This window comes from Corynebacterium sp. HMSC064E07 (assembly GCF_001815745.1).
Lineage (GTDB): Bacteria > Actinomycetota > Actinomycetes > Mycobacteriales > Mycobacteriaceae > Corynebacterium > Corynebacterium jeikeium_D.
The window spans coordinates 97,966-122,150 of record NZ_KV821793.1 but is presented as its reverse complement, the minus strand read 5'-3'; the positions used below and the strand labels follow the sequence as shown (position 1 = coordinate 122,150).

Sequence of the window (24,185 nt, the reverse complement as noted above, 5' to 3'; positions counted from 1 at the left end):
GGTGTGTCTACTGTGCACGTCAACTGATACGAACATCACCCTTTCAGGGCAATCCTCACCTGTTCACCGGTGCGGAACACGAACCGGATCGCGTCCTCGGTGACAATGGCGTGGTCGATAAGTGCGCTCCATTGTGCGGGGTGAAACTCGCTCACAGGTTCCCCTGTCAGATCATTCAGGGTTGTGGTGATGGCGGCGTGCTTGGCGGTGTTCGCTGCGATATCTTTTTCCAGGCTTGTTCTACGTGCGAGCGTCTTACGGTAGGTAGTATCGAGTTCGGCGTACGCGGATTGGCAGGCGTCCTGGTCGAGCGCACACCGCTGGTTTTCCGCAATCAGCGCTTCGATCTGCTCGTCTTTCACCGTCGCGCTGCTGCAGGGATGTTCGTCTGTGTATTTATGGTTGCATTGCCAAACTGCGTCTTTGCATTTCGTGTTCGACGCCCACGTTTTACGCCCATACCACGCCCCACACCGAGCACATTCCAGCCGGGTGGAGAACAACCCGACTTTCGCTGACTATATGTTGCCATGCCTGGTGGCGAGTTCGTATTGCATCTGATCCCAGATACGCGGTTCGGTAATCGGCTCATGATTACCTGATACATAGTATTGGGGTACTTCGCCTTCGTTGACCTTCATCTTCTTAGTAAGGAAATCGGTGGTGAACGTCTTTTGCAGCAGGGCGTCGTCCTTGTATTTTTCGTTGGACAGGATGGAGCACACTGTCGAGGTTGACCACACTTCTTTCCCGCGCGGGGTGAGAATCTTGCGGGCAGCGAGCTCGGTTTTAATCTCACTGATCGCTATCCCATCAAGGAACAGCTGGTAGATCAACCGCACGGTCGGAGCCTGCGTCTCGTCGATGACGAGGCTTCCACCCTCGCCTTTCTTATATCCGAGTAGCACCAATTACCCATAATCCCCACGCCGACTCCCGTTTCGAAGGAGTCGGCGCGGGGGCTTTTGCGTGGGTATGGAGCTGATTCAGGGGCGCAACCTAAGCCGACGGCGACGACGACGGCGACGGCGACGGTGCAGTGTATCTCAGCCACCGCAACACTGCTTTAACACGACGGTTGCTATCCTCCGGCTGGAAGCCGAGCTTTAAAAACACATTCGCCACATGCTTACTCACTGCACCAGCGGTCAGCACCAGGCGCTTTTCCATTTCCTTATTACTAAGCCCCTGCGCCATCAGGTCGAGCACTTCGCGCTCGCGCGGGGTCAGCGCGGCGATGCCGTCCTGCTTTGCAGTAAGCAGCGTTGCGACCACTTCAGGGTCAACCACGGTACCACCACCACGCACTTCTTCCAGTGCTGCGACGAAGTGGTCGACATCCGAGACGCGTTCCTTAAGCAGGTACCCAAAGCCACCATGCTGCAGCAGGCGATCCAGATAACTGGCCGCTACGTATTGACTGAGCACCACAACCGGCTGGTCAGGGTTGTCCTGGCGAAGTGTGGAGACCGCGAGCAGTCCGTCGTCACGCATGTTCGGCGGCATCCGGACATCGGTGACGATGACATCGAACGCTTGCCCTTCGGCGGTGGCGAGCAGCTGATCCGCATCGCCGACGGCGACGACCTCGTGCCCCAGCGCCCGCAGCAGGCCGGTTAGCCCCTCGCGCAGGAGTACGGAGTCCTCTGCCAGCAGTATTTTCATCGTGTCCTTCCTTGGCGAACGGGCAGTTCCAACCGCAATTCGGCACCACCGTCGGCGTTGGTGAGCGACACGGTGCCACCGAGCGCTGCCGCCCGTTCCCGCAGGCCTGCAATGCCGGTTCCATCGTCATGCTTTACGAGATCTACAGCGTCCGCCCCCGATGGTGCTTCCAGGCCTACGCCATTGTCGCGCACGGTGACCGTAAGCGTACCGAGATGGGACACGAGCGCCTTCTTTGGAGCCTGAACCGCAAGAGTGATCTCGGCGCTGTCGGCGTGACCATGTTTGGTGGCATTGGTCAACGCTTCCGCTGCACAGTGGTACGCCAGCAACGCTGTGGTCTCATCGAGCGGGCCGAAGTCGGAGACACCATCTTCATGGACGGCTACCTGCATTCCGGAGTGCGCGGCCAGTTCCTCCACTGCTGCCACCAGACCGTTTTCAAACAGTACCGGCGGAGCAATGCCAAGCACCACCGAGCGCAGCTGTGCAAGCGCCTGCGTTGCATTGTTATCGGCGGCGGTGAGCGCCTCGGCTACCTCTTCTTCAGTCTTACCCATGCGAGCAGCGGCAATGTTGAGTTTCAAGGCGGTCAGGTGTTGCTGAGGGCCGTCGTGAAGCTCGCGTTCGATGCGGCGGCGCTCGCCTGAGAAGGAGTCAATGAGCACGTCGCGGGATTGGGTAACTTCTTCGCTGGATGGTGCGAGGATGACGCGGGAGAGCCAAATGGACAGCAGGCCGGCACCGAAGTTGATGGCGATGGTCAGCGCCAAAAAGAGGATGGCGAAAACCCAGGCAACAGCAATTTTCTGTGTTGGGTCCGTCAGAGTCCAGCTGAAAAACTGCACTTCATCAACCAGGAAAGGTGCAGCGAAGAGCACACCGACAGTGAAGCCGCCGCCGACCCACGCTGTGAAGGTGACAAAGCCAATGGCCAACTGGACGAGCAAGTTGACGAAGTTGCGGATGTCGAACCAACGATTGGTCACGCGGTTGGCAATCGGGGTGCCGGACCACGATGCCACCCAGCGAGAGAGCCAGTCGGCACCTCGGCCGATGAGCGGAATCCACGGCAGAAGCACAACAGAGGCAATCAAACCCGGAATGAACAGCAGTCCGAGAATAAAACTCCAGGCCAGCGCGATTAAATTCTTTTTCTTTGTCATAGGTTCAAAGCTAAGTTGGCCCGGGTTCAAATGCAGTGGAGCTAACTCCCCTAAATTCAGTCGAGCTGAATACGCCCCGGCTTCTTTTCACCGATACCTCGGTCGGCCAGTTCGTCATCAATGTACGTTGGCCGACCGACAGCCAGCCCAAGCACTGCAAGCACGACCGTAGTACCAAGCAGTACGACCAGAATAGGTGTCCACGTTTCCGTCGTTCCAGCGGCCACACCCACCAGGAATGGCCCGACTGCGGAGAAAATGTAGCCGATTGGCTGCACGAAGCCGGACAGCCGCGCGGTCAGCTCATGGCTGCGCGTGCGGCCCGGAATCAGCGCGATAGCCATGGGGAAACAAAAACCACCCACGCCCAGCAGGAACGCAGCCCCAATCGCGTATCCAACACCAGTTTCCGCCGCTCCCCGCTGGTCGATCAGAATCATCAACGCGTACCCGAGGAAGAAAAGGCAGCCGAGACCAAAGGCGACGTAGGACATGGTGCGGAGCCGTGCAATCAGCGGTGGCATCAGCAGACCGCCGATGATGCCCAGCCCTTGAACAATCATGGATGCCGCGGTAGCTACGCTGACGCTGATGCCTGCGTCGATAAGCATTTTCGGCATCCAGCCCATCAGCACGTAAGCGTTCATCGACTGCACGCCGAAGAAAACTGCCAGTGCAATGGCTGTCGGTGACTTCCAGATTGGTGTGCTTGCCGAGGCACTGACCGGCGCCTTCGGGTAGTCGAATCCGATGCGTGCACGCAGCGGCAACCACACGACGAGCTGCACCAGGGCGGTGATTGCCCATGCGGCAAGCGCCCAGCGCCACATTTCGATACCACCTGCAGATGTCTCGGGAGAATCGCTAATCAAAAATGCCGTCGCTGGCCCCAGTCCACCGCCGAGGGCGATCATGCTGGAGTACAGCATCATCAGCACGACCGTATGGCGACCACCGTGCACCTTAATCCACGCAGGTAGCAGCACATTTCCCAGCGCAATGCCCGCAACCGATAACGCAGTAAACAACAGCAATAGCCAGATGCTGCTCACCCACGGGCGCACCGCAAGGCCGACAAATAGCAACGTCGCAGACAGTGTAAGCGCGCCGCTTAAGCCCATCCGCTTGCCGACGGACACCGCGGACAACCCAATCGCGAAAAACGCGAGCCCCGGAATGGCCGTAATCAGACCACCAAAGGCGGAGGATGCGCCGAGGTCGGAGAGGAGCTGATCGAGCACCGGACCGATCGACGCGATACTCGGTCGCAAGTTCAGCGCCGCAACGATTACGGCTATGACAAGGACGGGGACGCCGAGTGCAATGGCGTTCTTCGAGGACCCAGGAACTTTTGATTGAGGTTGCCCTGGATTTTGTTCTGCTGCCATAACAGTGGACGTTACCGCTTTCTGTTAATGACTCTCTATCTGATTCAAGCCGCTCGTTCGGAGTAGCTTTAAAGATTGACGTACTCGATGTCGCTGTTGTCCTATCCTGGACTACAGCGACATCTCTTTTTCTGTATCTATTGACAGTCTTTCGGCTATCTCTGACGTAAGGATTGAACTGAAAATGGTTGAACCGATTTCTGATTCCATGCTCATTGCCTATGACGGCTCCGACGAAGCCAAGCGGGCGCTGGCCTACGCCGGAAAACTGCTGCGCGTTAAGAAGGCCTACATTCTGACTGCCTGGGAGCCTCTACAGCGTGCTGCTGCTCGCACTGCTGGCGCCTCCGGCATGATGCAGCCCGACTGGGATGCCACTACTGAAGACGGCGATCCGGCACACGACGAGGCTGTTCGTATTTGCCGTGAGGGTGTGCAGATTGCCGCTGAGGCCGGCTTCGTCGCCGAGCCTTACTTGGTAGAGACCGAAACTACTATCTGGTCGGCCATCGTCGATGCAGCTCACGACCTCGATGCGGGCGTGATTATCTCCGGCACTCGCGGTGTGACTGGTTTGCGTGGTCTGTTTACCGCCTCGACCTCTGACGCGTTGCTGAAGAATGCTGGCCGCCCGGTCCTTGTCGTTCCGGGGGAAAAGGAATAATTTCTAGAAAATTTTTAAAAACTTACTTAGCTGATAGAAAATGGGTTAATCTCTCAACTAAGAAAACTCAATGACCGCTGAAACCACCCAAAATTCAAGGCAGGGAGAGATTCCCAGCTGTTCCACTGGTTTACAGATGTCACAGAGTGTAGTTTTATAAACAGTATTGACTTAATGCACACGAGGAGTCCTCAACATGGCATACGAAACTGATTCCGAGCAGCGTCGTAGCGTTGGCCCTGCCCTGGCCTCGGCGCTCATTGGCGCCCTTCTCGGTGGTGCCGCTATCTTCGGCATCGGCCAGGCTCTGACCGAAGACCGAATTCCGGAAGCACAGGCTGTTTCCACCGATGACGCTCTGCTTGGCGGTGTCGAGTACGGTCAGCGTTAAGCCCTTAACGCTAACCCTCCTTTAACGCTATGCCCACCTTTGTTCGAGCGCGTAAGCGCGTGCTTGTACCTTGGTGGGTTTTGCTGTGCCTGCTGGCATTCATCCAGTCCCCCGGCAAGACTGTCGCTGACACAAAGCACGACCTGACAGAAGACCCCATCGGGTTTTTGTCCGCCTCGCTCAACATGTGGTCAGACACCATGCCACTGGGACAGCTCCAAAACCAGGCATATGGCTATCTCTTTCCGCAGGGCGCATTCTTCGCGCTGTTCAGCTTGCTGCCCGATGTCCTAGCGCCCGGCTGGCTGATCCAGGCGCTGTGGTGGAGCCTTACTCTCTGCTTGGCTTTTACCGGCGCATATCGCGTGGCCGAAGCTATAGGCGTCGGCACGCATACCTCTCGCGTACTGGCGGCGTTATTGTACGCGTTGTCGCCGCGTGTGATTACGACGTTGGGCGCGATTTCGTCCGAGACCTGGCCCGTAGCGCTGGCACCGTGGATTCTGCTTCCGCTCCTACGGGTCGCGGCCCGGCGCGAGGAACTGCCCTGGCGTGCGACTGCCCGTGCCGTATTGCTGTCCGGTCTAGCGGTACTGTGCACTGGCGCGGTCAATGCGGTCAGTACAGCTGCGGCTTGCATCCCCGCAGGTCTGATGCTGCTCTTCTTCGCTTTTACGGGGCCTCGCCGCGGGCGTGCGTGGGCGATGCTCGGCGGTTGGCTGGCTGCGTGTGCAGCGGTCAGCATGTGGTGGATTGTGCCACTACTGCTGCTGGGCAAGTACTCACCACCGTTTACGGACTACATCGAGTCCTCCGGCGTGACCACTCGTTGGTTGAGTCTCGGCGAGACGCTCCGCGGCTCCACTTCGTGGACCCCGTTTGTCTCTTTCGAGCGAGTGGGCGGAAATGCGCTGGTCGCGGAGCCCATTCTCATTTACGCCACTCTGGCCGTAGCGGCGATTGGTCTGCTTGGCTTGGTCATGCGCTCACTGCCGCTGCGTCGGATGTGGCTGATGATGCTGCTCATCGGGCTTGTCATCGTGGCGGCCTGGACGGAGCCATTCGGGCTGGTGTGGGAATCGGCTCGAGAGGTGCTCGATTCCACGCTCGCAGCAGTACGCAACCTGCACAAATTCGACACAATTGTGCGCCTGCCACTTGTTATCGGCTTCGCTCATGCGACAGCCCAGCTGCCATGGCCGTGGCGAGAGCCGGCGAACGAGCACAAGAACGAGCGCGCTGACCAGTCGCCGAGCGATTCAGCAGCCACTGGCTGGCAGCAGTGGCTGCACCCTGAGAAGCACCCGCGCGCTATCGCATCGATGCTGGTTCTGGTGGTTATCGCCAGTGCCACCGCCCCTGCGTGGAGCGCCCGCCTCGCTCCGGCAGGCGGTTTTTCCGAGGTTCCGGGCTACTGGCACGAAGCTGCCGACTGGCTGAATGAGCAGGGCGAGGACACCCGCACGCTGGTGGTGCCATCATCGCCGTTTGCTGATCAGACATGGGGCAATACTCGCGACGAACCGCTCCAGCCGCTTGCCGACGTGCCTTGGGCCGTCCGCGATACCGTGCCACTAGTGCCCCCAGAGGCGATTCGCGGCCTCGATGGTCTGCGCGATTCGCTGACTCGGGGCCGCGAGGTACCGGCACTGGATGCCACCCTGCGCAACAATGGCATCGGCTATGTGCTGGTCCGCCACGACTTGAGAGTTACCTCGAGGGGCGATTCGCTGCGCGCCATCACCTCCACGCTGCAGGACTCCCCGACCATGGAAAAGGTGGCGGAGTTCACGGACGAGGACGGCCATACCGCTATCCAGATTTGGGGCGCGGGCCCGAAGGAGCTGCGCAATCACGCCCTTTCGCCGCGGTTGGTGGACACTACACAGGTGCCGCTGGTCGCCGGTGGTCCTGAAGTGCTCCCGCGGCTTGATGAGGTCGATTCCGATGCCCCGGTGCGCATCCTGTCCGGTAAGAACGCCGGCACTGTCACCGACACTCCCGCACGCCGCGGCCGCAACTATGGTGAAGTCGTCGGAGCGGAGTCGGCAATCCTGGCCGAAGACGAGGACTCATATGTCCGCAACCTCGTTCCGGACTACCCCGTCGCGGGACTGCCGCTAACCCAGACAGCAACGGGTCGCGCCACAATTGAGGTTTCATCGTCGGCCTCTGAGCCATACAACGTCGGTGGTGCATCGGCTGACCACTCGGTCAACGCAATGCTCGACGGCGACACCTCCACCTGGTGGGAACCCCTGGCAGGCAAGAGTCAGGCTGAGTGGGTCAAGCTGTCGTGGAAGGAACCGACCGATAACGCAGTGCTCAGCCTGACCGGTGCTCGCGTTCCGGCGCAACTGCGCATCCAGACCGATACAGCTTCCAGCTCCGTACAGTTGGTCCCGGGTGAGACGACCCGCATTCCGCTGCCCGGCGGCAAGACCACATCTGTGCTCATCACAGCAAAGATTGCTCCTGTGGGCTTTGCTATCTCCGAGCTAGGACTGGTGATTCCAAAGCGGGATACCGGCTTCGACGCATTCGAATCCAGCAACCCCGATTCCGATGAAGAGGCGGAACTTTCCGCCGAGGATATAGCGGAGGACCTCACGCCGGTTCGTGTCCCGGTGGTACCGAATTCCTCGTCGCTGGCTCAGCGTTGGGTCTTTGGCCAGGAGATTCACGAGGGCACGCTGGTGCGCCTGTTCACCGTTCCGAAGCCGGTAAAGGTGAAGGTCGATGCTGATACCTGCCGCAGCAGCATCGGAGACCCGTGGGCCAGCCTCCAGCGCGGTGACGGTTCTGATCACCGCGGGCTGACCTGTGGTGAAGAGATTGAGCTCTCGCCGGGGCCATGGCGCATCGATGCCAAGTCCGATTGGGTATCGCTCACCTCGACTGACTACTTCGCACCGTCAGCTGAGCAGCAGAAAGCCACGCCAATCGACCTGAACAATCCTATTGACGCTGCCGACCACGATCGCATCGTGTGGTTGCCAATCTCTGTCAATGCTGGCCACGAGCTTCGTGTCGGAGGTGCCCCCATGAAGCCGGTAACGGTCTCTGGTTGGCAGCAGGGTTGGACGATTCCGGCTGGAATTGGTGGTGCAGTCGAGCTGACCTATCCACCGCAGCAGACCTGGCGTACTGGAATCCTCGCAGGCGGCGCACTCGCAGCTGTGTACGCACTGGTCGCTGTGGGGCTGGCTTTCGCTTGGCGACGATTCGCTCTCACCACCCCGATTCCCGCATCTTCGCTGGGCAATGACTTGCCGCGGGCGGCTATTGGCATTGCGGCTGCCGCGACAGTGACCCTGGTATCCAGCTGGCCTGGCGTGGTCGTTGCCCTCGTGGTGGTTGCCGCTACCCTTGGTGCGGTTTTCTGGGCACGGAAGCGTGGGGACGTCGTCAAACCATGGCTGAACGTGCGAAATGCACTAATTGTGGCGCTTGCTGCGATGATGTCGATTGCGGGCTTGGTGCTGGCGGCGAACCCATGGCCAAAGGATGACTACGCCGGTGCCGGCTGGCCGCTTCAGTTACTGCTGACGGCGGCGCTGACGATCGTGGCGTGCTGCTCGATGCTTTCCGGTGGCGGTGCTGATGACGACACCGACAACACCGCTGATTAAAAGCCGTTAGCGGTTGACCCAGACGCGTGCGAAGAAGCGGCGGGCAGGTTCCTCGACGAGCGCGTAGGAGGCGGCGGCCACCGGAATCGACAGTGCGACCGTGACAATGGTGACACTGAGCAGATGTCCGGTGAACAGCTTCACGCCAAGCAGCGGGAATGCAATGGAGAGCATCGCCACATGCCAGAGGAAGATACCGTACGACCAGCGCCCTAGCGCCTGCATGATGGGGTGTTCGAGGAAGCGAGACTCCGGCGCTATCGTCCAGGGGCCGATGATGGCGGCACCGAAGACCAGACCGCACAGCAGGCGGCGGGTGAATTCCCAGTTGGTGAGCTCGACTAGCCCTTCGGGCCCCAGGTAGGAAGCCAGAACCAGCGCACCAACGGCGATTGCCAGCCACAGCGAACGGCGGCGTGCCCAGCGCTGCATGGTCTCCACCTTCGCGCGGGCGGCATCGGTATCGACGCCCTGGAGCGATTCCAGCTCGGCAAGAATCATGCCAGCTGCGAACCAGGAAAAGTAGGCAATCGGCTGAATATGTGGGTTAACGCCTTCTGGGTACGGCAGTGGCAGGTAGGGCCAGCCGAAGCTCAAGATCGCGAGCAGGGAAATCGCCACTATGCGCCACCCCTGCTGGCGATGCGGGTCCAACCGGCTAAGCCCAATGGCAAACAGCGGCAGCGAGATGTAGAACGCGACCTCCACCGACAACGACCACAGGTGCGTCAACCCACCGTGCAGCGAGCCGGAGAAATACACCTGTGTCAGCGTCAGATTTGTTAGCCAAATCTTGAGATCCGCGCCGCGCCCCACCGGCAGTGCGATGAGCACAATAAGCACTAGCACCCAGTACGCGGGCATAATGCGCGCGACGCGCTTCTTGTAGTACTTCGCCCAGCTCTTCTTCCGTCCGCCGTCGGCATCGGACAATGCTTTACGACGGGGAATTCCGCCGTAACCCGAGCGGTGAGAACGCCACAACAGGAATCCGGACAGCACGAAGAATACGGCCACGAAGAAGTCGAAGCGGCCGAGGATGCGCTCCCACAGGGCTCCCACATCATGCCCGGTCTGGAATGCGACGTGCGTGCCGATGATGCCCATCGAAGCCACAGCTCGCAGGCCCTCCAGCGAAGGCAGGAAGCCTGGGCGGAATGTGGTGGCAGAGCTCGATGCAGTGTTGGATCCCGAGCTGGATGCAGTGTTCGGCGTAGAGTTCGGCACAGAGCTCGACACTGTGTCTTGCCCAGCGTTTGGCGCTGCCGCATATGCCTTGGACGTCATAGTACTTTCTTACACGGATACCGGAATGAGTAAAATCACTTGTATTTTATTATGAAATAAGTCCTGTTCAGGCCGGTTTTTCCAAAACTCTTTTGTTTTCCCGACAAGTTATTTTTTAAAAACACACCACATAACTCCTAACTTCCTGCTAGGTTTTGCAGCAGAAAGTTACGTACAGTTAAAGGACTATCCGCTGATGAAGAGAACTCTCGGACATGCACTGATTATCATCGGTGCTGCATTGATTGTCATTGCCGTCCTTCTGCCAACCTTCCTGGTGCCTCGCCTCCGGGTCATCCCACTTGACACTGTGAGCGACACCATCACGGAGGTGCGCGACGGCACTCTGTTGGACTCCAGCCAGCTGGGCAAGAATGAGCCAACGCCAAACCGCAAGAATGACCCGCGTTGCAAGGCAGAGACGGACGAAGAGAAGCGCGACCTCCCGGTCCACTGCTTCATCAACGACAAGACTCCGATGCAGTCGAAGCGCCACGTTGAGATCGAGGAGCCGGCTGACGACAAGATCGCAACTCTCCAGGTCGGTACCACTCTGCTGCGCGATGACCGCGAAGAACCGAAGAATCTCATCAATGCGACCCTCGACCGCATCACCGTCGACCGCAGCACTGCGTACCCGGTAGATGACCCGATCTCCAGCGTTGCTATTAACGCACCGCAGGGTGGTTCGGACACCAAGCCGCCGACGTTCACCCGTCCGGGCATCCAGTACCAGTTCCCGTTTGGTGCTGAGAAGAAGTCCTACCCATACTACGACGTCCAGGCGATGCGTAACTTCGAGATTGACTTCGTCGGTGAGGAAACTCAGGATGGCGTCAAGGTCTACAAGTACTCCATGACCATTCCGCCGCAGAACCTCTACGAGTCCCTGACCGAGCACTTCACTCGTGACGGCCGCAAGCTCACCGAGGCTGACAAGTCCTCGCTGGCTTCCATGCGCCTGAGCTTCCCGGCTCACAAGTGGGGCCTGGAGGGTGACGACGACGTCGAGTTGGATCGTTACTACACCAACGTCCGTACTGTCCGCGTCGAGCCGACTTCTGGCGTGATTGTCAACGGTACTGAAGAGATGTTCATGTTCTACGCCAAGGACGACAAGGAAGCGGAAGAAATTGCTTCCAAGGCTGGCCGTGAGAAGGAAGCCAAGGAGCAGAACCGTACCGCGATGAAGTACACCGCTCAGTGGGACGAAGGCTCCAAGGGCCGTCAGATGGACCGCGCTAAGGAAGCACGTAAGTCGCTGACTATCGGTGGCACTGTCGCACCGTGGATCCTCGGTATCCTCGGCCTGGTTCTCATCGTGATTGGCTTCCGCATTCGCAGCAAGTCTGCCTAAGAGACCAAGCCACGAGGCCCTTAAGATGCCTCATGCTCTCGCTTACCCTAAGTTTCACTGAGGAAAGCGAAAAATAATTTAATATAGGGCACGTGACACAACGTTTCCGCACTACTCTGACCCAGTCGGCTCGCTCTCATTCGGAGCGAGTCGCCTGGGTTTTTGTGTTGTCGTGGATTCTCTTACTGACCGCTGCCGTGTGCTGGCCTCTCTTTGCGCCCCTCAAGGCCCCGGCTGATGGTCGCTTTGGGGCGCCGATTTTCCTGCTGCGCGACATGGTCATCCCTAATCACCCACCGCTTACCGACGCGGCCCTGGGGCTCGGCCCCGCTGCGGCACGAGCTGTTCCTCAGGACACCGCACTGTGGGCACTGGGATACTTTGTGGATGCCAGCCATTGGGTGCGCTTCGCCATGGTCGGCGCCTGTTTGATTGGTGGTCTTGCAGCTGCTGAGCTCGCCCGCAGGTTCACTCGCCGCGGCTCTGGCGCCAGTAGCGCATCCAGTGCCGGCCTTATCCCCATGACTCCGAGCTTGGCCAGTCAGCTGATCGCACCGACGATGCTGCTCTGGAACCCGTTCGTGGTCGAGCGCTTACTCCAGGGACAGTGGTCACTGGTCATCGCCGTATTGTTACTTCCGGCAGTTGTTCTGGCAACACAGATGGGTAGTGCTTTGTGGCGCACCAGCGCCATTGCCGCTGCGGGCCTCACACCGACCGGTGCCCTTTTAGCTGGTATCACCGGCATTGCTGCCGCCCGCAATAACCGCGACCGCGCTTGGATTGCGGCCACAACAGTGGCGGTCAGTTCACCGTGGCTAGTGGCATCTTTGCTGAACCCGAGTGCAGCTGGGTCCTCTGATGCGGCTGGCGCTGCCGCATTTGCGGCCAGAGCAGAGGCACACGTCGGCACGCTCGGCAGCCTGTTGGGATTGGGTGGCATCTGGAATAAGCAGGCTGTGCCACTGACGCGCGAGGTTGGTTTTTCGGCGATTATGGTGCTGGCACTCCTGGTGCTTATGGGTCTGGGATTCCGTCGTGCCTGGCATTCGCAAGAGCGCTGGCGGGGGCTGATTATCACTGGCGCCACGGCCATCATGCTCGTCGCTCTCGCCGCAACAACGCCGGGCATTTTGATGATGGGTTGGGCGCTGGAGCACATCCCGGGCGCGGGCCTGCTTCGTGATACGCAAAAGTGGATCGCGCTCGCCGTCCCCGCCTATGTCATCCTCGCCGCAAGCGGTGCGGAATACCTGGCACGCCGCGCTCGCGGGGCCACCGCCAATATCGGCCAGTGGTTGGCTACTGGCGTCAGCGCGCTCATCATCATCGCCGCTGTCCCCACGCTGCCCGCCGATGTCGCTCCACTTCGCCCCATTCCGTCATGGGAGGGCTGGTCGGCGGTTTCCGGCGTGGTCGCGCTTGACGACGATCGCGTTGCGGTTCTACCTGCCGGTTCTTACCGCATTATTAATGGGCGTCCTGTCCTCGACCCGGCTACGAAGATTTTGCCCGCTCCGGTGGTGAGCTCTGGCGAACTGATTGTCTCTGGGCAGTCGGTGTCTGGCGAGGGAGCCACAACCGTTGAGCGCACGCTGCTCGGTGGTGCGAAGAGACACGAGGAGCTTGAGTCTGCGCTCCAGAGTCTTCGAGACCAAGGCGTTGGCTGGGTCCTAGTGGAGAATTCGCCCGGCAACTTCGGCGACTCCGCTGACATTGTGGCAGCGTTAGACCCCGTCTATGAAACACCTGACCTGCAGCTATACCATGTCCCCGGCGTTATCGAGCCGGCCACACAACCAAGCCAGGGGGCCTATGCAGCTGCGTGGACAGCCTTTGGAATCTGGACTCTTTGCCTACTCGCTGGGCTGCTGGCGGGGCTACTGACTGGAGTAATGGAAGCGCTACTGCCCCGCCGCAGGTAGCAACTTATCCAGTGTTGGGTTTTCCAAGACATTCAGAACTGCCTCACCGGTCTTGTCCCAGCCAAATTCCGCGGCACGGGCGACGCAGGCCTTGGACATTGCGCGATGCAGTTCGCCGTTATCGAGAATCTGTCGTGTCTTGGTAATTAGGTCAGCTTCATCGCTGGCCAGCAGGCCAGTTTCACCGTCGTTGACCGAGTCGCGCAATCCCGCCGAGGAACGGTAACCGACCGTCGGCACGCCGTGCTGCGCCGATTCGATGACGGCGAGCCCCCAGCCCTCCTTGCGGGAAGGCATCAGATGCAGACACGCCTTGGAGAGGATGCGGTGTTTATCTGCCTCTGTGACCTGCCCGTGGAAGACCACGTGATCCGAAACCCCCTTGTCACGGGCATATTCCACGAGATTGTCGTGCCACCACCCCGAGCCAATAACATCGAGAATCGCACCTGGACGATCCTGCACAAGATCTGCGAGCACATCGATGGCGTGCTCAATCTGCTTATGCGGAACCAATCGCGACAGCGTCACTAAATGCGGTGCTGGACCGTCGCACTCGGATAGGTCCGCCATGATTTCGGTCGACTGCAACTCCTCCGGAATCGGGTCCACACCATTGCGAATCACCGCGATGCGCCCCGGCGACACTCCGAGTTCTTCCAGTTCAGCGGCACTTGGCTCGGAAACGGTGATGTAGCGGCAGCGGCGGTGAATCATCGGCGACAGACGCGACTCGATGAACCACCCCAGCTTGCTAATAATCGGCCCTGCCACTGGCCACTGTTCGCGGTGGCAGTGATGTGTTAGCAGCACCGTCGGTGCGCCGGAGAAAATCCGCGCGAAGAAGGGGACACCGTTTTGGGTGTCGACCACGACATCCGGCTTGCCGCCGAGTGCCTTGGCAATTGGCCCCACACCAAGTCGCGCACCCAGCATCGCGGTCCAGGAGCGCACGTAGACGGAGAAGTTTCCACCAGCGCGGGAGAAAGTCACGCCATCACGACGCGAAAGGGCTGGTGCGTCTGGGTAGTTGGCCGTGCGGAACACCACGGTGTGACCTTGGTCGGCAAGGTAACCTGCGACGCGCTCCAAATAGCGCTCACTACCTCCACCTTCGGGATGACCAGTGTCGCGCCAACACAACAGTAAGATTTTCATAACAATATGAGCCTAACGCTCGGCGCGGCTTTCGTTGCCGCTTTAGCTCAAATCCATACTCCCAAACCCAACCAGTCCATTAGATTGTTTGACGTGACCAGCTTTCGCTTTCCCGCTTTTATCGTCCCGCCCGCTCTGAAAGAGCTACGCAGCTTTGCTACGCTGTCGCGCTCATTCGGGCTGCTCAACGACTTCAAATACGAGCAAACCGATCCCGATATCTTCTACGGGCACCTGGCCGAGGACACCATCGGCCTGTTGGAAGGCATCGCAGCTGGGGCGGATGGTGCGGCGGGGTCGACGGACACAGGGGGCACGTCGTCAAGCGTTACGACGAATACCGCACTGCGTGGCAAGCGCATCCTTGATGTCGGCGGCGGCCCTGGGTACTTTGGCCGAGCATTTGCCCAGCGTGGCGTGGAATATTACACCTGCGAACCCGATGTGGGCGAGATGGCGGCGGCGGGTATCAAGCTGGAGTCGTCGGTACGCGGATCGGGGCTGGAACTGCCGTTTCGCGATGACGCGTTTGACCTGACGTACTCGTCGAATGTCGCCGAGCACGTGCCCGAGCCATGGACGATGGGCGAGGAAATGCTGCGTGTAACCAAGCCGGGCGGACTGGTCGTTTACTCGTACACCATTTGGTACGGCCCGTTCGGCGGCCACGAGATGAGGATGACGCATTACCTGGGTGGCGACCGCGCGCGGCGCATGTATGAGAAGAAGCACGGCAAGCGACCGAAGAACTATTTTGGCGAGTCCCTGTTCAAGGTCGGTTGCGGTGAAGGATTGAAGTGGGCGCGCGCTGCCGCGGAGGCCGGCGACTGCGAGCTGCTGGCCGCTTTCCCGCGCTACCACCCGTGGTGGGCCTGGTGGATGGTGCACGTGCCGGTGCTGCGCGAGTTCGCGGTGTCGAACCTGGTGTTGGTGCTGCGGAAGCGGTAGGGGGTCAGTTTCTCCCGGAGCGTGCTCCCCTGACTTCGTATCGTCTGCCACTAGACTGGAAACTCAAGCATTTTTACTGATTGAGCGGGGATTTTCACTATGAGTGACGCAGACCGGGCACAGCTGCACAGGACTATTTGGAACATCGCCAACGACTTGCGTGGCAGCGTGGATGGTTGGGATTTTAAGTCTTATGTGCTCGGCATGATGTTCTACCGCTTTATCTCGGAGAAGCTCACCGAGTACATCGATGACGGCGAACGTGCCGCTGGAAATGAGGACGCGGACTACGCTTCCCTTTCTGACGAGGATGCCGAGTGGGGCCGGGCCAGCATTGTCGAGGAAAAGGGCTACTTCATTGTGCCCTCTGAGTTGTTTACCAACGTCTGCAAGCAGGCGGCTGACGAGCACTACCGCGAGAACCTCAATGAACGACTGCAGCAGGTATTCAAAAATATCGAAGCATCTGCAAAAGGCACCGCTAGCGAAAGCGATCTTCAAGGGCTTTTCGACGACATCAACCTAGACAGCAACAAGCTTGGCAACTCGGTCATCGAACGCAATAACAAGATTTACGATCTGATGAGGCACATCGGCAATATGCCTCTCACCGTTAAAGCCGATGACAACTCCATCGACCTATTCGGTGATGCCTACGAGTACTTGATGGGTATGTACGCCTCTCAGGCAGGCAAGTCCGGAGGCGAGTACTACACGCCGCAGGAAGTCTCTGAGCTGCTGACCCGGATTACCGTGGTGGGAAAGAAGAGCGTGAACAGGGTGTACGACCCAGCTGTCGGCTCTGGTTCGCTGCTGTTGAAATTCAAGAAGGTGCTTGGCGAAGGCGGTGTCCGCGAGGGCTACTACGGCCAGGAAATCAACCTGACCACGTATAACTTGGCACGCATCAACATGTTCCTGCACGATGTGAACTTCGATAATTTCGACATTGCGCTGGGCAATACCCTCACCGAACCTGCACACTGGGATAACCAGCCGTTTGAGGCAATCGTGTCCAACCCGCCCTACTCCATCAAGTGGGAGGGCGACAACAATCCTCTGCTGATTAACGATCCACGCTACGCACCGGCGGGCGTCCTGGCCCCGAAATCGAAGGCCGATTTGGCTTTTACGATGCATATTCTCTCGTGGCTTGCGACGAACGGCACTGCCGCAATTGTTGAGTTCCCCGGTGTGCTTTACCGTGGCGGCGCGGAGAAGAAAATCCGCAAGTACCTGGTGGATAACAACTATGTGGATACGGTTATCCAGTTGCCGCCGGATCTTTTCTTCGGCACTACCATCGCGACCTGCATCATCGTGTTGAAGAAGTCGAAAAAGGACAATTCGGTTCTCTTCATCGATGCCTCCGCAGAGTTTGAGCGAAGTGGCAACAAGAACCGACTAAATGAGAAGAATCAGAAGAAGATTCTGGATTCCTTCACTGCCCGCGAGGATGTGGAGTATTTCACCAAGCTGGTGCCCGCTGAGGAGATTGCAGAAAACGACTACAACATCGCGGTTTCCTCCTATGTCGAGCCGGAGGACACCCGCGAGGTCATTGACATCGTGGAGCTGAATAAGCAGATTGTTGGCATCGTGGAGCGCCAGCGTCAGCTGCGCGAGGCCATCGATGAGATTGTGGCAGATCTTGAGGGAACCCGCACCGATGTCTGACACGAACGGCGACATGAGCATGGCGTCTGCGGGCGAGCTGGTGATGTTCCGCACGGACGACGGCGCTACTCGCATTGAGGTACGGCTTGTCGACGAAACCGTGTGGCTCACTCAGGCCCAGATGGTGGAGCTGTTTCAATCGTCAAAGGCGAACGTCTCCGAACATATTAGGAATGTGTTTGCGGAAGGTGAGCTTCCCAGGTCAGAGGCAACTGTTCGGAAATTCCGAACAGTTCAACTCGAAGGTTCAAGGGAAGTTTCGCGCGAGCGGGAGCACTACAACCTCGACGTGATTATCTCCGTGGGCTACCGAGTGAGGTCCTTTCGGGGTACTCAGTTCCGACAGTGGGCACTAGGGGTTTTGCGCGAATACCTGATTAAGGGCTTCGCCATGGACGATGAGCGGCTGAAAGAGGGCGGAGGCGGAACGTACTGGCGTGAATTGCTGGAGCGTATTCGTGACATTCGCTCTAGCGAGAAGGTCATTCATCGTCAGGTTCTAGACTTGTATGCCACCAGCGTGGATTACGACCCGCGGGCCGCTGTGAGTAAGAAGTTCTTTGCGACAGTCCAGAATAAGCTTCATTTTGGTGCTCACGGCCACACGGCAGCCGAGGTGGTTTACGAGCGTTCGGATGCCACAAAGCCAAACATGGGGTTGACGAATTGGAAGGGCGAGCGCATCACCAAGGCCGAGGTGGAGATTGCCAAAAACTACCTTGCCGAGGACGAACTAAAACGCCTGAATACCTTGGTTTCTGCCTACTTCGATGCGGCAGAATTCCGTGCGCAGATGCACCAGCCAACGTATATGGCGGACTGGATGGATCACCTCACCACAATGATTGCGGCCATGGGTGGCAAGTCTTTGGAGGGAGAAGGAACGGTTTCCCACCGCCAAGCTGTACAGAAGGCCCATGAGGAATACGAGAAGTACAAAACTGTGATGGATACCCAACCCAGTGGCGTGGAACGGGATTATCTCAAGGAAATCACTGCAGTTCAGAAACAGATTCAGCAACCACCGAAGGAGCAGAAGTGAACCAGATCGAAAAGCTCATCGAGGAACTCTGCCCGAATGGTGTGGAGTACAAGCCGCTGGGCGAGGTAGCCCACTATGTGAAAGAAAAGGTTGATGCTTCGGTACTTACTGCCGATAACTTCGTGGGCGTCGAAAACCTACTTCAAAACAAACGAGGAAAAATAAAGACAACTAGAGGCCCGAACACTAGTAAAGTTACGGCTTACAAAATTGGCGACATTCTACTCGGAAATATTAGGCCATACTTAAAGAAGATCTGGCTATCCAGCAATAGTGGAGGTTGCAGTGGCGATGTGCTTGCAATAAGAATTTCGGACAGCTCTTCTAAATCCCTAATGCCAGAATTCCTCTTTTACGTACTCTCCAGTGACAAGTTTTTTAACTTTAATAATTCTCATGCCACAGGCGGAAAAATGCCACGTGGAAACAAGAAAAAGATTCTTGATTACCGAGTGCCACAACCACCCTTTCGAGTTCAACAAGAAATTGTAAGAATCCTCGACACCTTCCAATCGCTGGAAGCGGAGCTGGAAGCGGAGCTGGAAGCGAGGAGAAAGCAGTATGAGTTTTATCGTGACCAACTGCTGACGTTTACCGAGAGAGAGAGAGGAGTCCGGCGAGTAACATTGAGAGAAATCGGCAATGTATGCATGTGCAAACGCATACTCAAGTCTCAAACTACCCCGAATGGCGATATCCCTTTTTACAAAATCGGCACTTTTGGAACAACTCCAGACTCCTTCATTTCTCGGGAAATATTCGAAGAATATAAAAGCAAACACCCTTTCCCAAAACCTGGATCAATTTTAATTTCCGCTTCTGGAACCATCGGAAGAACTGTTGAATACTTAGGAGAGGACGCATACTATCAGGATTCAAATATTGTATGGATTGATAACAATGAATCCTTAGTGCTTAATTCTTACTTAAAACATTGGTATAAGACTATTGATTGGAAAACAGACGGAGGTACAATTCGCCGTTTATATAACAACCGTCTCCTAAGAACCGAAATATCTTTTCCTCTCCTCGAAGAACAGCAGCGCATCGTGAATATTCTCGACAAGTTCGATGCACTCGTGAACGACCTCACCTCCGGCCTGCCTGCCGAGATTGAAGCTCGCCGGAAGCAGTACGAGTACTACCGGGATCAACTACTGACTTTTAAGGAATTGGCAGCATGAACCAGGACGGCGTCGGCAAGCGACGAGTAACCAAGTACGACCCGATTGCTGTCGGTGAGGAGAGTACCGTCGTCGCGGAGTACCAGGCCGAGGAGCGCACCTCGGAGGACTACCAAACTGAGGCGCAACTGGAGCAAGAACTCATCGACATCCTCCAGTCGCAGGCCTACGACTACCTGCCTATCCACAGCGAAGCAGATCTCGTTGCCAACCTTCGCCGCCAACTAGAAACCCTCAACCACGTCACCTTCAGCGACGCGGAATGGGAACGGTTCTATCGCACCTGCATCACCAGCGCCAACGACGGAATCAAGGAAAAGACCCGTCGCATCCACGAAGACCACATTCAGGTTCTTACGCGTGACGACGGCACAAGCAAAAACATCCGACTGCTGGATAAAGCAAATATCCATAACAACCGGCTGCAGGTCATTAACCAGTACGAGGTGGAAAAGGGCGAAAGCGGTGCGAAACACTCCAATCGTTACGACGTCACCATCCTGGTCAATGGCCTTCCCATGGTGCATATCGAACTCAAGCGTCGTGGCGTAGAGCTGCGTGAAGCCTTTAACCAGATCAGGCGCTACCAGCGTGACTCTTTCTGGTCTGGCGACGGTTTGTTCGATTATGTGCAGCTGTTTGTCATCAGTAACGGCACGCTGACCAAGTACTACTCCAACACCACCCGTGAACTGCACATCAAGGAAACGGGAGGAAAAGGCCGCCCAGCACGCGGTGCTAAGAGCTTTGAATTCACATCGTGGTGGGCTGACGCAAACAACCAACCCATCCGGGATCTTGTTGGCTTCACTAAGACATTCCTGTCCAAGCACTCGCTTCTCAATATTCTGACTAAGTTCTGCGTCTTCACCGCCGCGGAAGAACTACTGGTGATGCGCCCGTACCAGATTGTCGCTGCTGAGAAGATTCTGCAACGAATTGAGATTTCCAATAACTATCGTGAACGCCTTGGCACCACGGAGGCCGGCGGCTACATCTGGCACACGACCGGTTCGGGGAAAACCCTCACCTCATTCAAGGCAGCACAGCTGGCTAGCAAACTTTCGCATGTAGATAAGGTCCTTTTTGTCGTCGACCGCAAGGACCTCGACTACCAGACCATGCGTGAATACGACCGCTTCCAAAAGGGTGCTGCGAACTCCAACACCTCGACCGCCGTGCTGAAGAAGCAGCTGGAAGACGACGATGCGGCCATCATCATCACCACAATTCAGAAGCTGTCGAACTTCATCGCAGGCAACAAACACCACGATGTCTACAGCAAGCACGTGGTCATCATCTTCGACGAATGCCACCGCTCCCAATTCGGTGACATGCACACTGCCATCACGAAGGCGTTCAAGAAATACAACCTCTTCGGTTTCACCGGAACGCCCATCTTCGCCGACAACTCCACCAGCGGCACCAAGGCCAACCTCAAAACCACCGAGCAGGCGTTCGGCAAACGACTCCACGCCTACACCATCGTTGACGCCATCACTGATAAGAATGTCCTGCCCTTCCGGATTGACTACGTCAACACCATCTCGGTTGGCAACGTTAAGGACAAGGAAGTCACAGGCATCGACACCGAAGGCGCACTCCTGGCGGAGCCACGCTTGAAAAACGTCGTTGCCTACACGCTCGAGCACTTCGCCCAGAAGACGAAGCGGGAATCCTTCTACGAACACCGTGTTGTCGAAAACGTATCCGCCTCAGCAAAGGCCCGACACCGCGGTCGAATCAAGGAAATCAAGAAAGAGCAACGAGTTCGTGGCTTCAACGCTATCTTCGCCACCGCTTCTGTCGATGCTGCCTACACCTACTACAACCTCTTCAAAGAAGCGCAAGCGTCACTGCCAGAAGCAGAGCGCCTGAAGATTGCCATGATTTACTCATTCGCGCCAAATGAGGCCGAAAAGGATGAGTCACCGACGCTTCCGTCGTCAAGCGAAACGAAGAGCGATCCGGCAGCTACTGCTGTGGCCGACGAGACAGGCCTGCTCCTTGAAGAGGGCATGGAGCCCGAGCAGCTACCCAAGGTTGCGCGCGATTACCTGGAAGCGGCGATTGCCGACTACAACGGATATTTCAAGACCAACTACGACACCTCAGCCGAGAAATTCCAGAACTACTACAAAGACCTCTCCCTGCGAATGAAGAACAGGGAAGTCGATATGACCATCGTGGTCAACATGTTCCTCACCGGATTCGACGCCACTACCTTGAACACGCTGTTCGTGGACAAGAATCTGAAATACCACGGGTTGATTCAGGCATTCTCGCGTACCAACCGAATCCTCAATTCCGTCAAGACGTACGGCAACATTGTCTGCTTCCGAGACCTTGAAGACGCCACAAATCAGGCACTGCGGCTCTTCGGCGATACCAAGGCGCAAAGCGTGGTACTGCTTAAGCCCTACGCTGAGTACTTTGCCGAATATGCCAAGCTAGTGAAGCGACTGCTCCAGGAATACCCGCTGGATAAGGTCATTGTTGGCGAGAAGGCGAAGAAGGAGTTCATCAAGCTTTTCGGCGCGATTCTGCGTGTCCAAAACATCCTGACTTCCTTCGACCAATTCGCTGATGACGCGCTGTTGACGCCTCGCCAGGAGCAGGACTACCGCAGTATCTACCTCGACCTGTTCGCGGAATTCCGTACTGAAAGCGACGGGGACCGGGAATCCATTAACGACGATGTGGTCTTCGAGATGGAGCTGATTAAGCAGGTCGAGATCAACGTCGACTACATTCTCATGCTCGTCGAGCAATACCGTGAAACCCACGGCAGCGACGAAAGCGAAGAAATTCGTGCTCAGATTTCCCGTGCTGCAAACTCCAGCCCATCGCTGCGGAACAAGCGCGATCTGATTGAAGAGTTCGTCAACACAGTGAGCCTGACACAGCCTGTTGACGAGCAGTGGGAGGAATTCATCAGAACCAAACGCACGGCAGAGCTCAATGCGATTATCACTGAAGAGAAGCTGCGGATGCCCACGGCGCAATCTTTTATTGAAGAGGCGCTGACCACCGGCATTGTCAGCACGCTTGGCACCGGAATTGTTCGAATTCTTCCGCCAATGTCGCGGTTTACCCCAGGTAATGAGCGTGAAAAGGTCAAGACACGGGTGCTGCAGCGCATCCAGGCCTTTGTCGAGCGCTATCGGAACTTGGGGTTCGCGGAGGATGATGGAGAGGCGGCTTGATGGTTGCGGGCGGGCGTAACGATTGGGCCTTCACATGGCAGACCGTTACCGCCTCGCTTCCGCGAAGCTGTGTTTAAAACTACTTATGTAATTACCCCCGGTTTCTCCCATACCCCCAGGTGAGAGACTACGGCGAGTCAACTTTCTCCCCAGCACCCCTCAAATCACCCCCGGCAATCCGCCATTCGTTATAGAGTGACGCACGACACTTTACGACGAATCTGTGAGGTAAAAACACATGACTTCCGCCACCATTCAGCCGGGCGGCGAAGCCTTCATCTACGAGGCAATTCGCACCCCGCGCGGCAAGGGCAAGAAGGACGGCTCCCTCCACGAGGTACGCCCGGTATCACTTCTCGTCGGCCTCATCGACGAAATTCGCAACCGCTTCCCGGAGCTGGATGAAGAACGCATCAGCGACCTCATCGTTGGCTGCGTCAGCCCGGTCGGCGACCAGGGTGCGGACATTGCCCGCACCGCAGCACTCACCGCAGGCCTGCCGTACCGCACCGGCGGTGTCCAGATCAACCGCTTCTGCGCTTCCGGCCTCTCCGCCATCAACTTGGCTGCTCAGAAGGTCCGCTCCGGCATGGACGAGCTCGTTCTCGCCGGTGGCGTGGAGTCCATGTCCCGCGTGCCAATGATGTCCGACGGTGGCGCAATGGCAATGGATGCACAGGTCTCGTTCGCAACTGACTTCGTCCCGCAGGGTATCTCCGCTGACCTGATTGCATCGCTCGACGGCTTTGACCGCGAGTCCCTCGACGAAATGGCAGCACTCTCCCACGCCCGTGCCGCAAAGGCTTGGTCTGAGGGCCGCTTCGACCGCTCCGTCGTCCCAGTCAAGGACGCTAACGGCCTGACCATCCTCGACCGCGATGAGACCATCCGCGAAGGTGTCTCCGCAGAGTCCCTGGCCGGCCTGCGCGCAGCCTTCACCATGATGGGCGAGCAGGGTGGCTTCGACGCAGTTGCACTGAAGAAGTACCCGCAGCTTGAGCGCATCAACCATGTCCACCACGCAGGTAACTCCTCCGGCATCGTCGACGGCGCTGCACTGACTCTGGTTGGTTCTGAGAAGGCCGGCGCAGACATGGGTCTGACGCCACGCGCACGCGTTGTCGCCACCGCCGTTAATGGTGTCGAGCCGACCATCATGCTCACCGGTATCGAGCCGGCTGTTCGCGAGGCTCTGGCCAAGGCCAACCTGACGGTCGACGATATCGACGTGTGGGAAATCAACGAGGCGTTTGCCGCCGTCGTCAAGCATGCTCAGCAGAACCTGGGCATCGACTACGACAAGCTCAACATCAACGGTGGCGCAATGGCCATGGGTCACCCGCTGGGTGCAACCGGTGCCATGATCACCGGCGCCGCAATCGACGAGCTGCACCGCACCGGTGGCCGTTACGCCCTCATCTCGCTCTGCGTGGCTGGCGGCATGGGTGTTGCAACCATCATCGAGCGCGTCTAAAGCAAACCGGAACGAAACTCA

At 57.7% G+C, this 24,185-nt stretch carries 18 protein-coding genes; 11 read left to right on the top strand and 7 right to left on the bottom strand.

The features are described from left to right. Positions 1-35 precede the first annotated feature (35 nt). The 5 genes from HMPREF3053_RS11165 to HMPREF3053_RS00475 all read right to left on the bottom strand — a co-directional run bounded on the left by HMPREF3053_RS11165 (position 36) and on the right by HMPREF3053_RS00475 (position 4,219). A complete protein-coding gene (locus HMPREF3053_RS11165) occupies positions 36-503 on the bottom strand; it encodes a recombinase zinc ribbon domain-containing protein (RefSeq protein ID WP_224433374.1) in 468 nt (155 codons plus the stop codon). A 15-nt stretch (positions 504-518) separates the two neighbouring features. Continuing rightward, on the bottom strand, positions 519-908 hold the full coding sequence (locus tag HMPREF3053_RS11155; protein ID WP_070429408.1) for a recombinase family protein: 390 nt from the start codon (positions 906-908) through the stop codon (positions 519-521). Positions 909-999: 91 nt separating this feature from the next. Then, complete coding sequence (locus tag HMPREF3053_RS00485; protein WP_070437225.1) at positions 1,000-1,665, bottom strand: response regulator transcription factor; 666 nt, start codon at positions 1,663-1,665, stop codon at positions 1,000-1,002. Then, complete coding sequence (locus HMPREF3053_RS00480; protein ID WP_070437227.1) at positions 1,662-2,831, bottom strand: sensor histidine kinase; 1,170 nt, start codon at positions 2,829-2,831, stop codon at positions 1,662-1,664. The genes HMPREF3053_RS00485 and HMPREF3053_RS00480 overlap by 4 nt, the downstream gene beginning before the upstream one ends. A 56-nt stretch (positions 2,832-2,887) precedes the next feature. Beyond that, the gene (locus HMPREF3053_RS00475) at positions 2,888-4,219 is read right to left on the bottom strand and encodes an MFS transporter (protein ID WP_083317196.1); all 1,332 of its coding nucleotides are present in this window, start codon (positions 4,217-4,219) and stop codon (positions 2,888-2,890) included. A 184-nt stretch (positions 4,220-4,403) separates the two neighbouring features. On the opposite strand from HMPREF3053_RS00475, the gene HMPREF3053_RS00470 reads away from it, so the two are divergent. The 3 genes from HMPREF3053_RS00470 to HMPREF3053_RS00460 all read left to right on the top strand — a co-directional run bounded on the left by HMPREF3053_RS00470 (position 4,404) and on the right by HMPREF3053_RS00460 (position 8,906). Next, entirely contained in the window at positions 4,404-4,883 is a 480-nt protein-coding gene (locus HMPREF3053_RS00470; protein WP_005510532.1) for a universal stress protein, read from the top strand. Between the two features lie 196 nt (positions 4,884-5,079). Beyond that, positions 5,080-5,274, top strand: coding sequence for a DUF2613 domain-containing protein (locus tag HMPREF3053_RS00465; protein ID WP_005510537.1), 195 nt, complete (start codon positions 5,080-5,082; stop codon positions 5,272-5,274). A gap of 29 nt (positions 5,275-5,303) precedes the next feature. Then, positions 5,304-8,906: an alpha-(1->3)-arabinofuranosyltransferase domain-containing protein gene (locus HMPREF3053_RS00460; protein ID WP_070767109.1), complete on the top strand. Its 3,603-nt coding sequence runs from the start codon at positions 5,304-5,306 to the stop codon at positions 8,904-8,906. Positions 8,907-8,912: 6 nt separating this feature from the next. Here the strand turns inward: HMPREF3053_RS00460 and HMPREF3053_RS00455 are convergent, their stop codons facing one another. Further along, positions 8,913-10,193, bottom strand: a complete 1,281-nt coding sequence (locus tag HMPREF3053_RS00455; protein WP_049193188.1) for an acyltransferase family protein — start codon at positions 10,191-10,193, stop codon at positions 8,913-8,915. A 196-nt stretch (positions 10,194-10,389) separates the two neighbouring features. On the opposite strand from HMPREF3053_RS00455, the gene HMPREF3053_RS00450 reads away from it, so the two are divergent. Beyond that, positions 10,390-11,550, top strand: a complete 1,161-nt coding sequence (locus HMPREF3053_RS00450; protein WP_070601003.1) for a cell envelope lipid trafficking protein PgfA — start codon at positions 10,390-10,392, stop codon at positions 11,548-11,550. Positions 11,551-11,642: 92 nt separating this feature from the next. Then, the gene (locus HMPREF3053_RS00445) at positions 11,643-13,475 is read left to right on the top strand and encodes an MmpA family trehalose lipid delivery protein (RefSeq protein ID WP_070767108.1); all 1,833 of its coding nucleotides are present in this window, start codon (positions 11,643-11,645) and stop codon (positions 13,473-13,475) included. Here HMPREF3053_RS00445 and HMPREF3053_RS00440 read toward each other — a convergent pair. After that, positions 13,455-14,633, bottom strand: a complete 1,179-nt coding sequence (locus tag HMPREF3053_RS00440; RefSeq protein ID WP_070767107.1) for a glycosyltransferase family 4 protein — start codon at positions 14,631-14,633, stop codon at positions 13,455-13,457. The genes HMPREF3053_RS00445 and HMPREF3053_RS00440 overlap by 21 nt on opposite strands. Positions 14,634-14,726: 93 nt before the next feature. Between HMPREF3053_RS00440 and HMPREF3053_RS00435 the strand changes: the two genes are divergently transcribed. The 6 genes from HMPREF3053_RS00435 (at position 14,727) to HMPREF3053_RS00410 (ending at position 24,164) form a co-directional block, all read left to right on the top strand. Next, the gene (locus HMPREF3053_RS00435) at positions 14,727-15,581 is read left to right on the top strand and encodes a class I SAM-dependent methyltransferase (RefSeq protein WP_141758926.1); all 855 of its coding nucleotides are present in this window, start codon (positions 14,727-14,729) and stop codon (positions 15,579-15,581) included. Between the two features lie 99 nt (positions 15,582-15,680). After that, a complete protein-coding gene (locus HMPREF3053_RS00430; protein WP_049191026.1) occupies positions 15,681-17,258 on the top strand; it encodes a type I restriction-modification system subunit M in 1,578 nt (525 codons plus the stop codon). Continuing rightward, on the top strand, positions 17,251-18,300 hold the full coding sequence (locus tag HMPREF3053_RS00425) for a virulence RhuM family protein (RefSeq protein ID WP_070767106.1): 1,050 nt from the start codon (positions 17,251-17,253) through the stop codon (positions 18,298-18,300). Before HMPREF3053_RS00430 ends, HMPREF3053_RS00425 begins: the two co-directional genes overlap by 8 nt. Beyond that, positions 18,297-19,484, top strand: coding sequence for a restriction endonuclease subunit S (locus tag HMPREF3053_RS00420; protein ID WP_070767105.1), 1,188 nt, complete (start codon positions 18,297-18,299; stop codon positions 19,482-19,484). The genes HMPREF3053_RS00425 and HMPREF3053_RS00420 overlap by 4 nt, the downstream gene beginning before the upstream one ends. Next, positions 19,481-22,690 (top strand): type I restriction endonuclease subunit R, encoded by a 3,210-nt coding sequence (locus HMPREF3053_RS00415; protein WP_070767104.1) that lies wholly within the window; start codon positions 19,481-19,483, stop codon positions 22,688-22,690. Before HMPREF3053_RS00420 ends, HMPREF3053_RS00415 begins: the two co-directional genes overlap by 4 nt. Before the next feature lie 238 nt (positions 22,691-22,928). Next, the gene (locus HMPREF3053_RS00410; RefSeq protein WP_070767103.1) at positions 22,929-24,164 is read left to right on the top strand and encodes an acetyl-CoA C-acetyltransferase; all 1,236 of its coding nucleotides are present in this window, start codon (positions 22,929-22,931) and stop codon (positions 24,162-24,164) included. Positions 24,165-24,185: the final 21 nt, after the last annotated feature.

What these genes read in the sequence shown, in the direction of transcription:
- HMPREF3053_RS00485 (WP_070437225.1), bottom strand. Translation starts at nt 1,665, where the DNA reads ATGAAAATACTGCTGGCAGAGGACTCCGTACTCCTGCGCGAGGGGCTA.
- HMPREF3053_RS00480 (WP_070437227.1), bottom strand. Translation starts at nt 2,831, where the DNA reads ATGACAAAGAAAAAGAATTTAATCGCGCTGGCCTGGAGTTTTATTCTC.
- HMPREF3053_RS00475 (WP_083317196.1), bottom strand. Translation starts at nt 4,219, where the DNA reads ATGGCAGCAGAACAAAATCCAGGGCAACCTCAATCAAAAGTTCCTGGG.
- HMPREF3053_RS00470 (WP_005510532.1), top strand. Translation starts at nt 4,404, where the DNA reads ATGGTTGAACCGATTTCTGATTCCATGCTCATTGCCTATGACGGCTCC.
- HMPREF3053_RS00465 (WP_005510537.1), top strand. Translation starts at nt 5,080, where the DNA reads ATGGCATACGAAACTGATTCCGAGCAGCGTCGTAGCGTTGGCCCTGCC.
- HMPREF3053_RS00460 (WP_070767109.1), top strand. Translation starts at nt 5,304, where the DNA reads ATGCCCACCTTTGTTCGAGCGCGTAAGCGCGTGCTTGTACCTTGGTGG.
- HMPREF3053_RS00455 (WP_049193188.1), bottom strand. Translation starts at nt 10,193, where the DNA reads ATGACGTCCAAGGCATATGCGGCAGCGCCAAACGCTGGGCAAGACACA.
- HMPREF3053_RS00450 (WP_070601003.1), top strand. Translation starts at nt 10,390, where the DNA reads ATGAAGAGAACTCTCGGACATGCACTGATTATCATCGGTGCTGCATTG.
- HMPREF3053_RS00440 (WP_070767107.1), bottom strand. Translation starts at nt 14,633, where the DNA reads ATGAAAATCTTACTGTTGTGTTGGCGCGACACTGGTCATCCCGAAGGT.
- HMPREF3053_RS00430 (WP_049191026.1), top strand. Translation starts at nt 15,681, where the DNA reads ATGAGTGACGCAGACCGGGCACAGCTGCACAGGACTATTTGGAACATC.
- HMPREF3053_RS00425 (WP_070767106.1), top strand. Translation starts at nt 17,251, where the DNA reads ATGTCTGACACGAACGGCGACATGAGCATGGCGTCTGCGGGCGAGCTG.
- HMPREF3053_RS00415 (WP_070767104.1), top strand. Translation starts at nt 19,481, where the DNA reads ATGAACCAGGACGGCGTCGGCAAGCGACGAGTAACCAAGTACGACCCG.
- HMPREF3053_RS00410 (WP_070767103.1), top strand. Translation starts at nt 22,929, where the DNA reads ATGACTTCCGCCACCATTCAGCCGGGCGGCGAAGCCTTCATCTACGAG.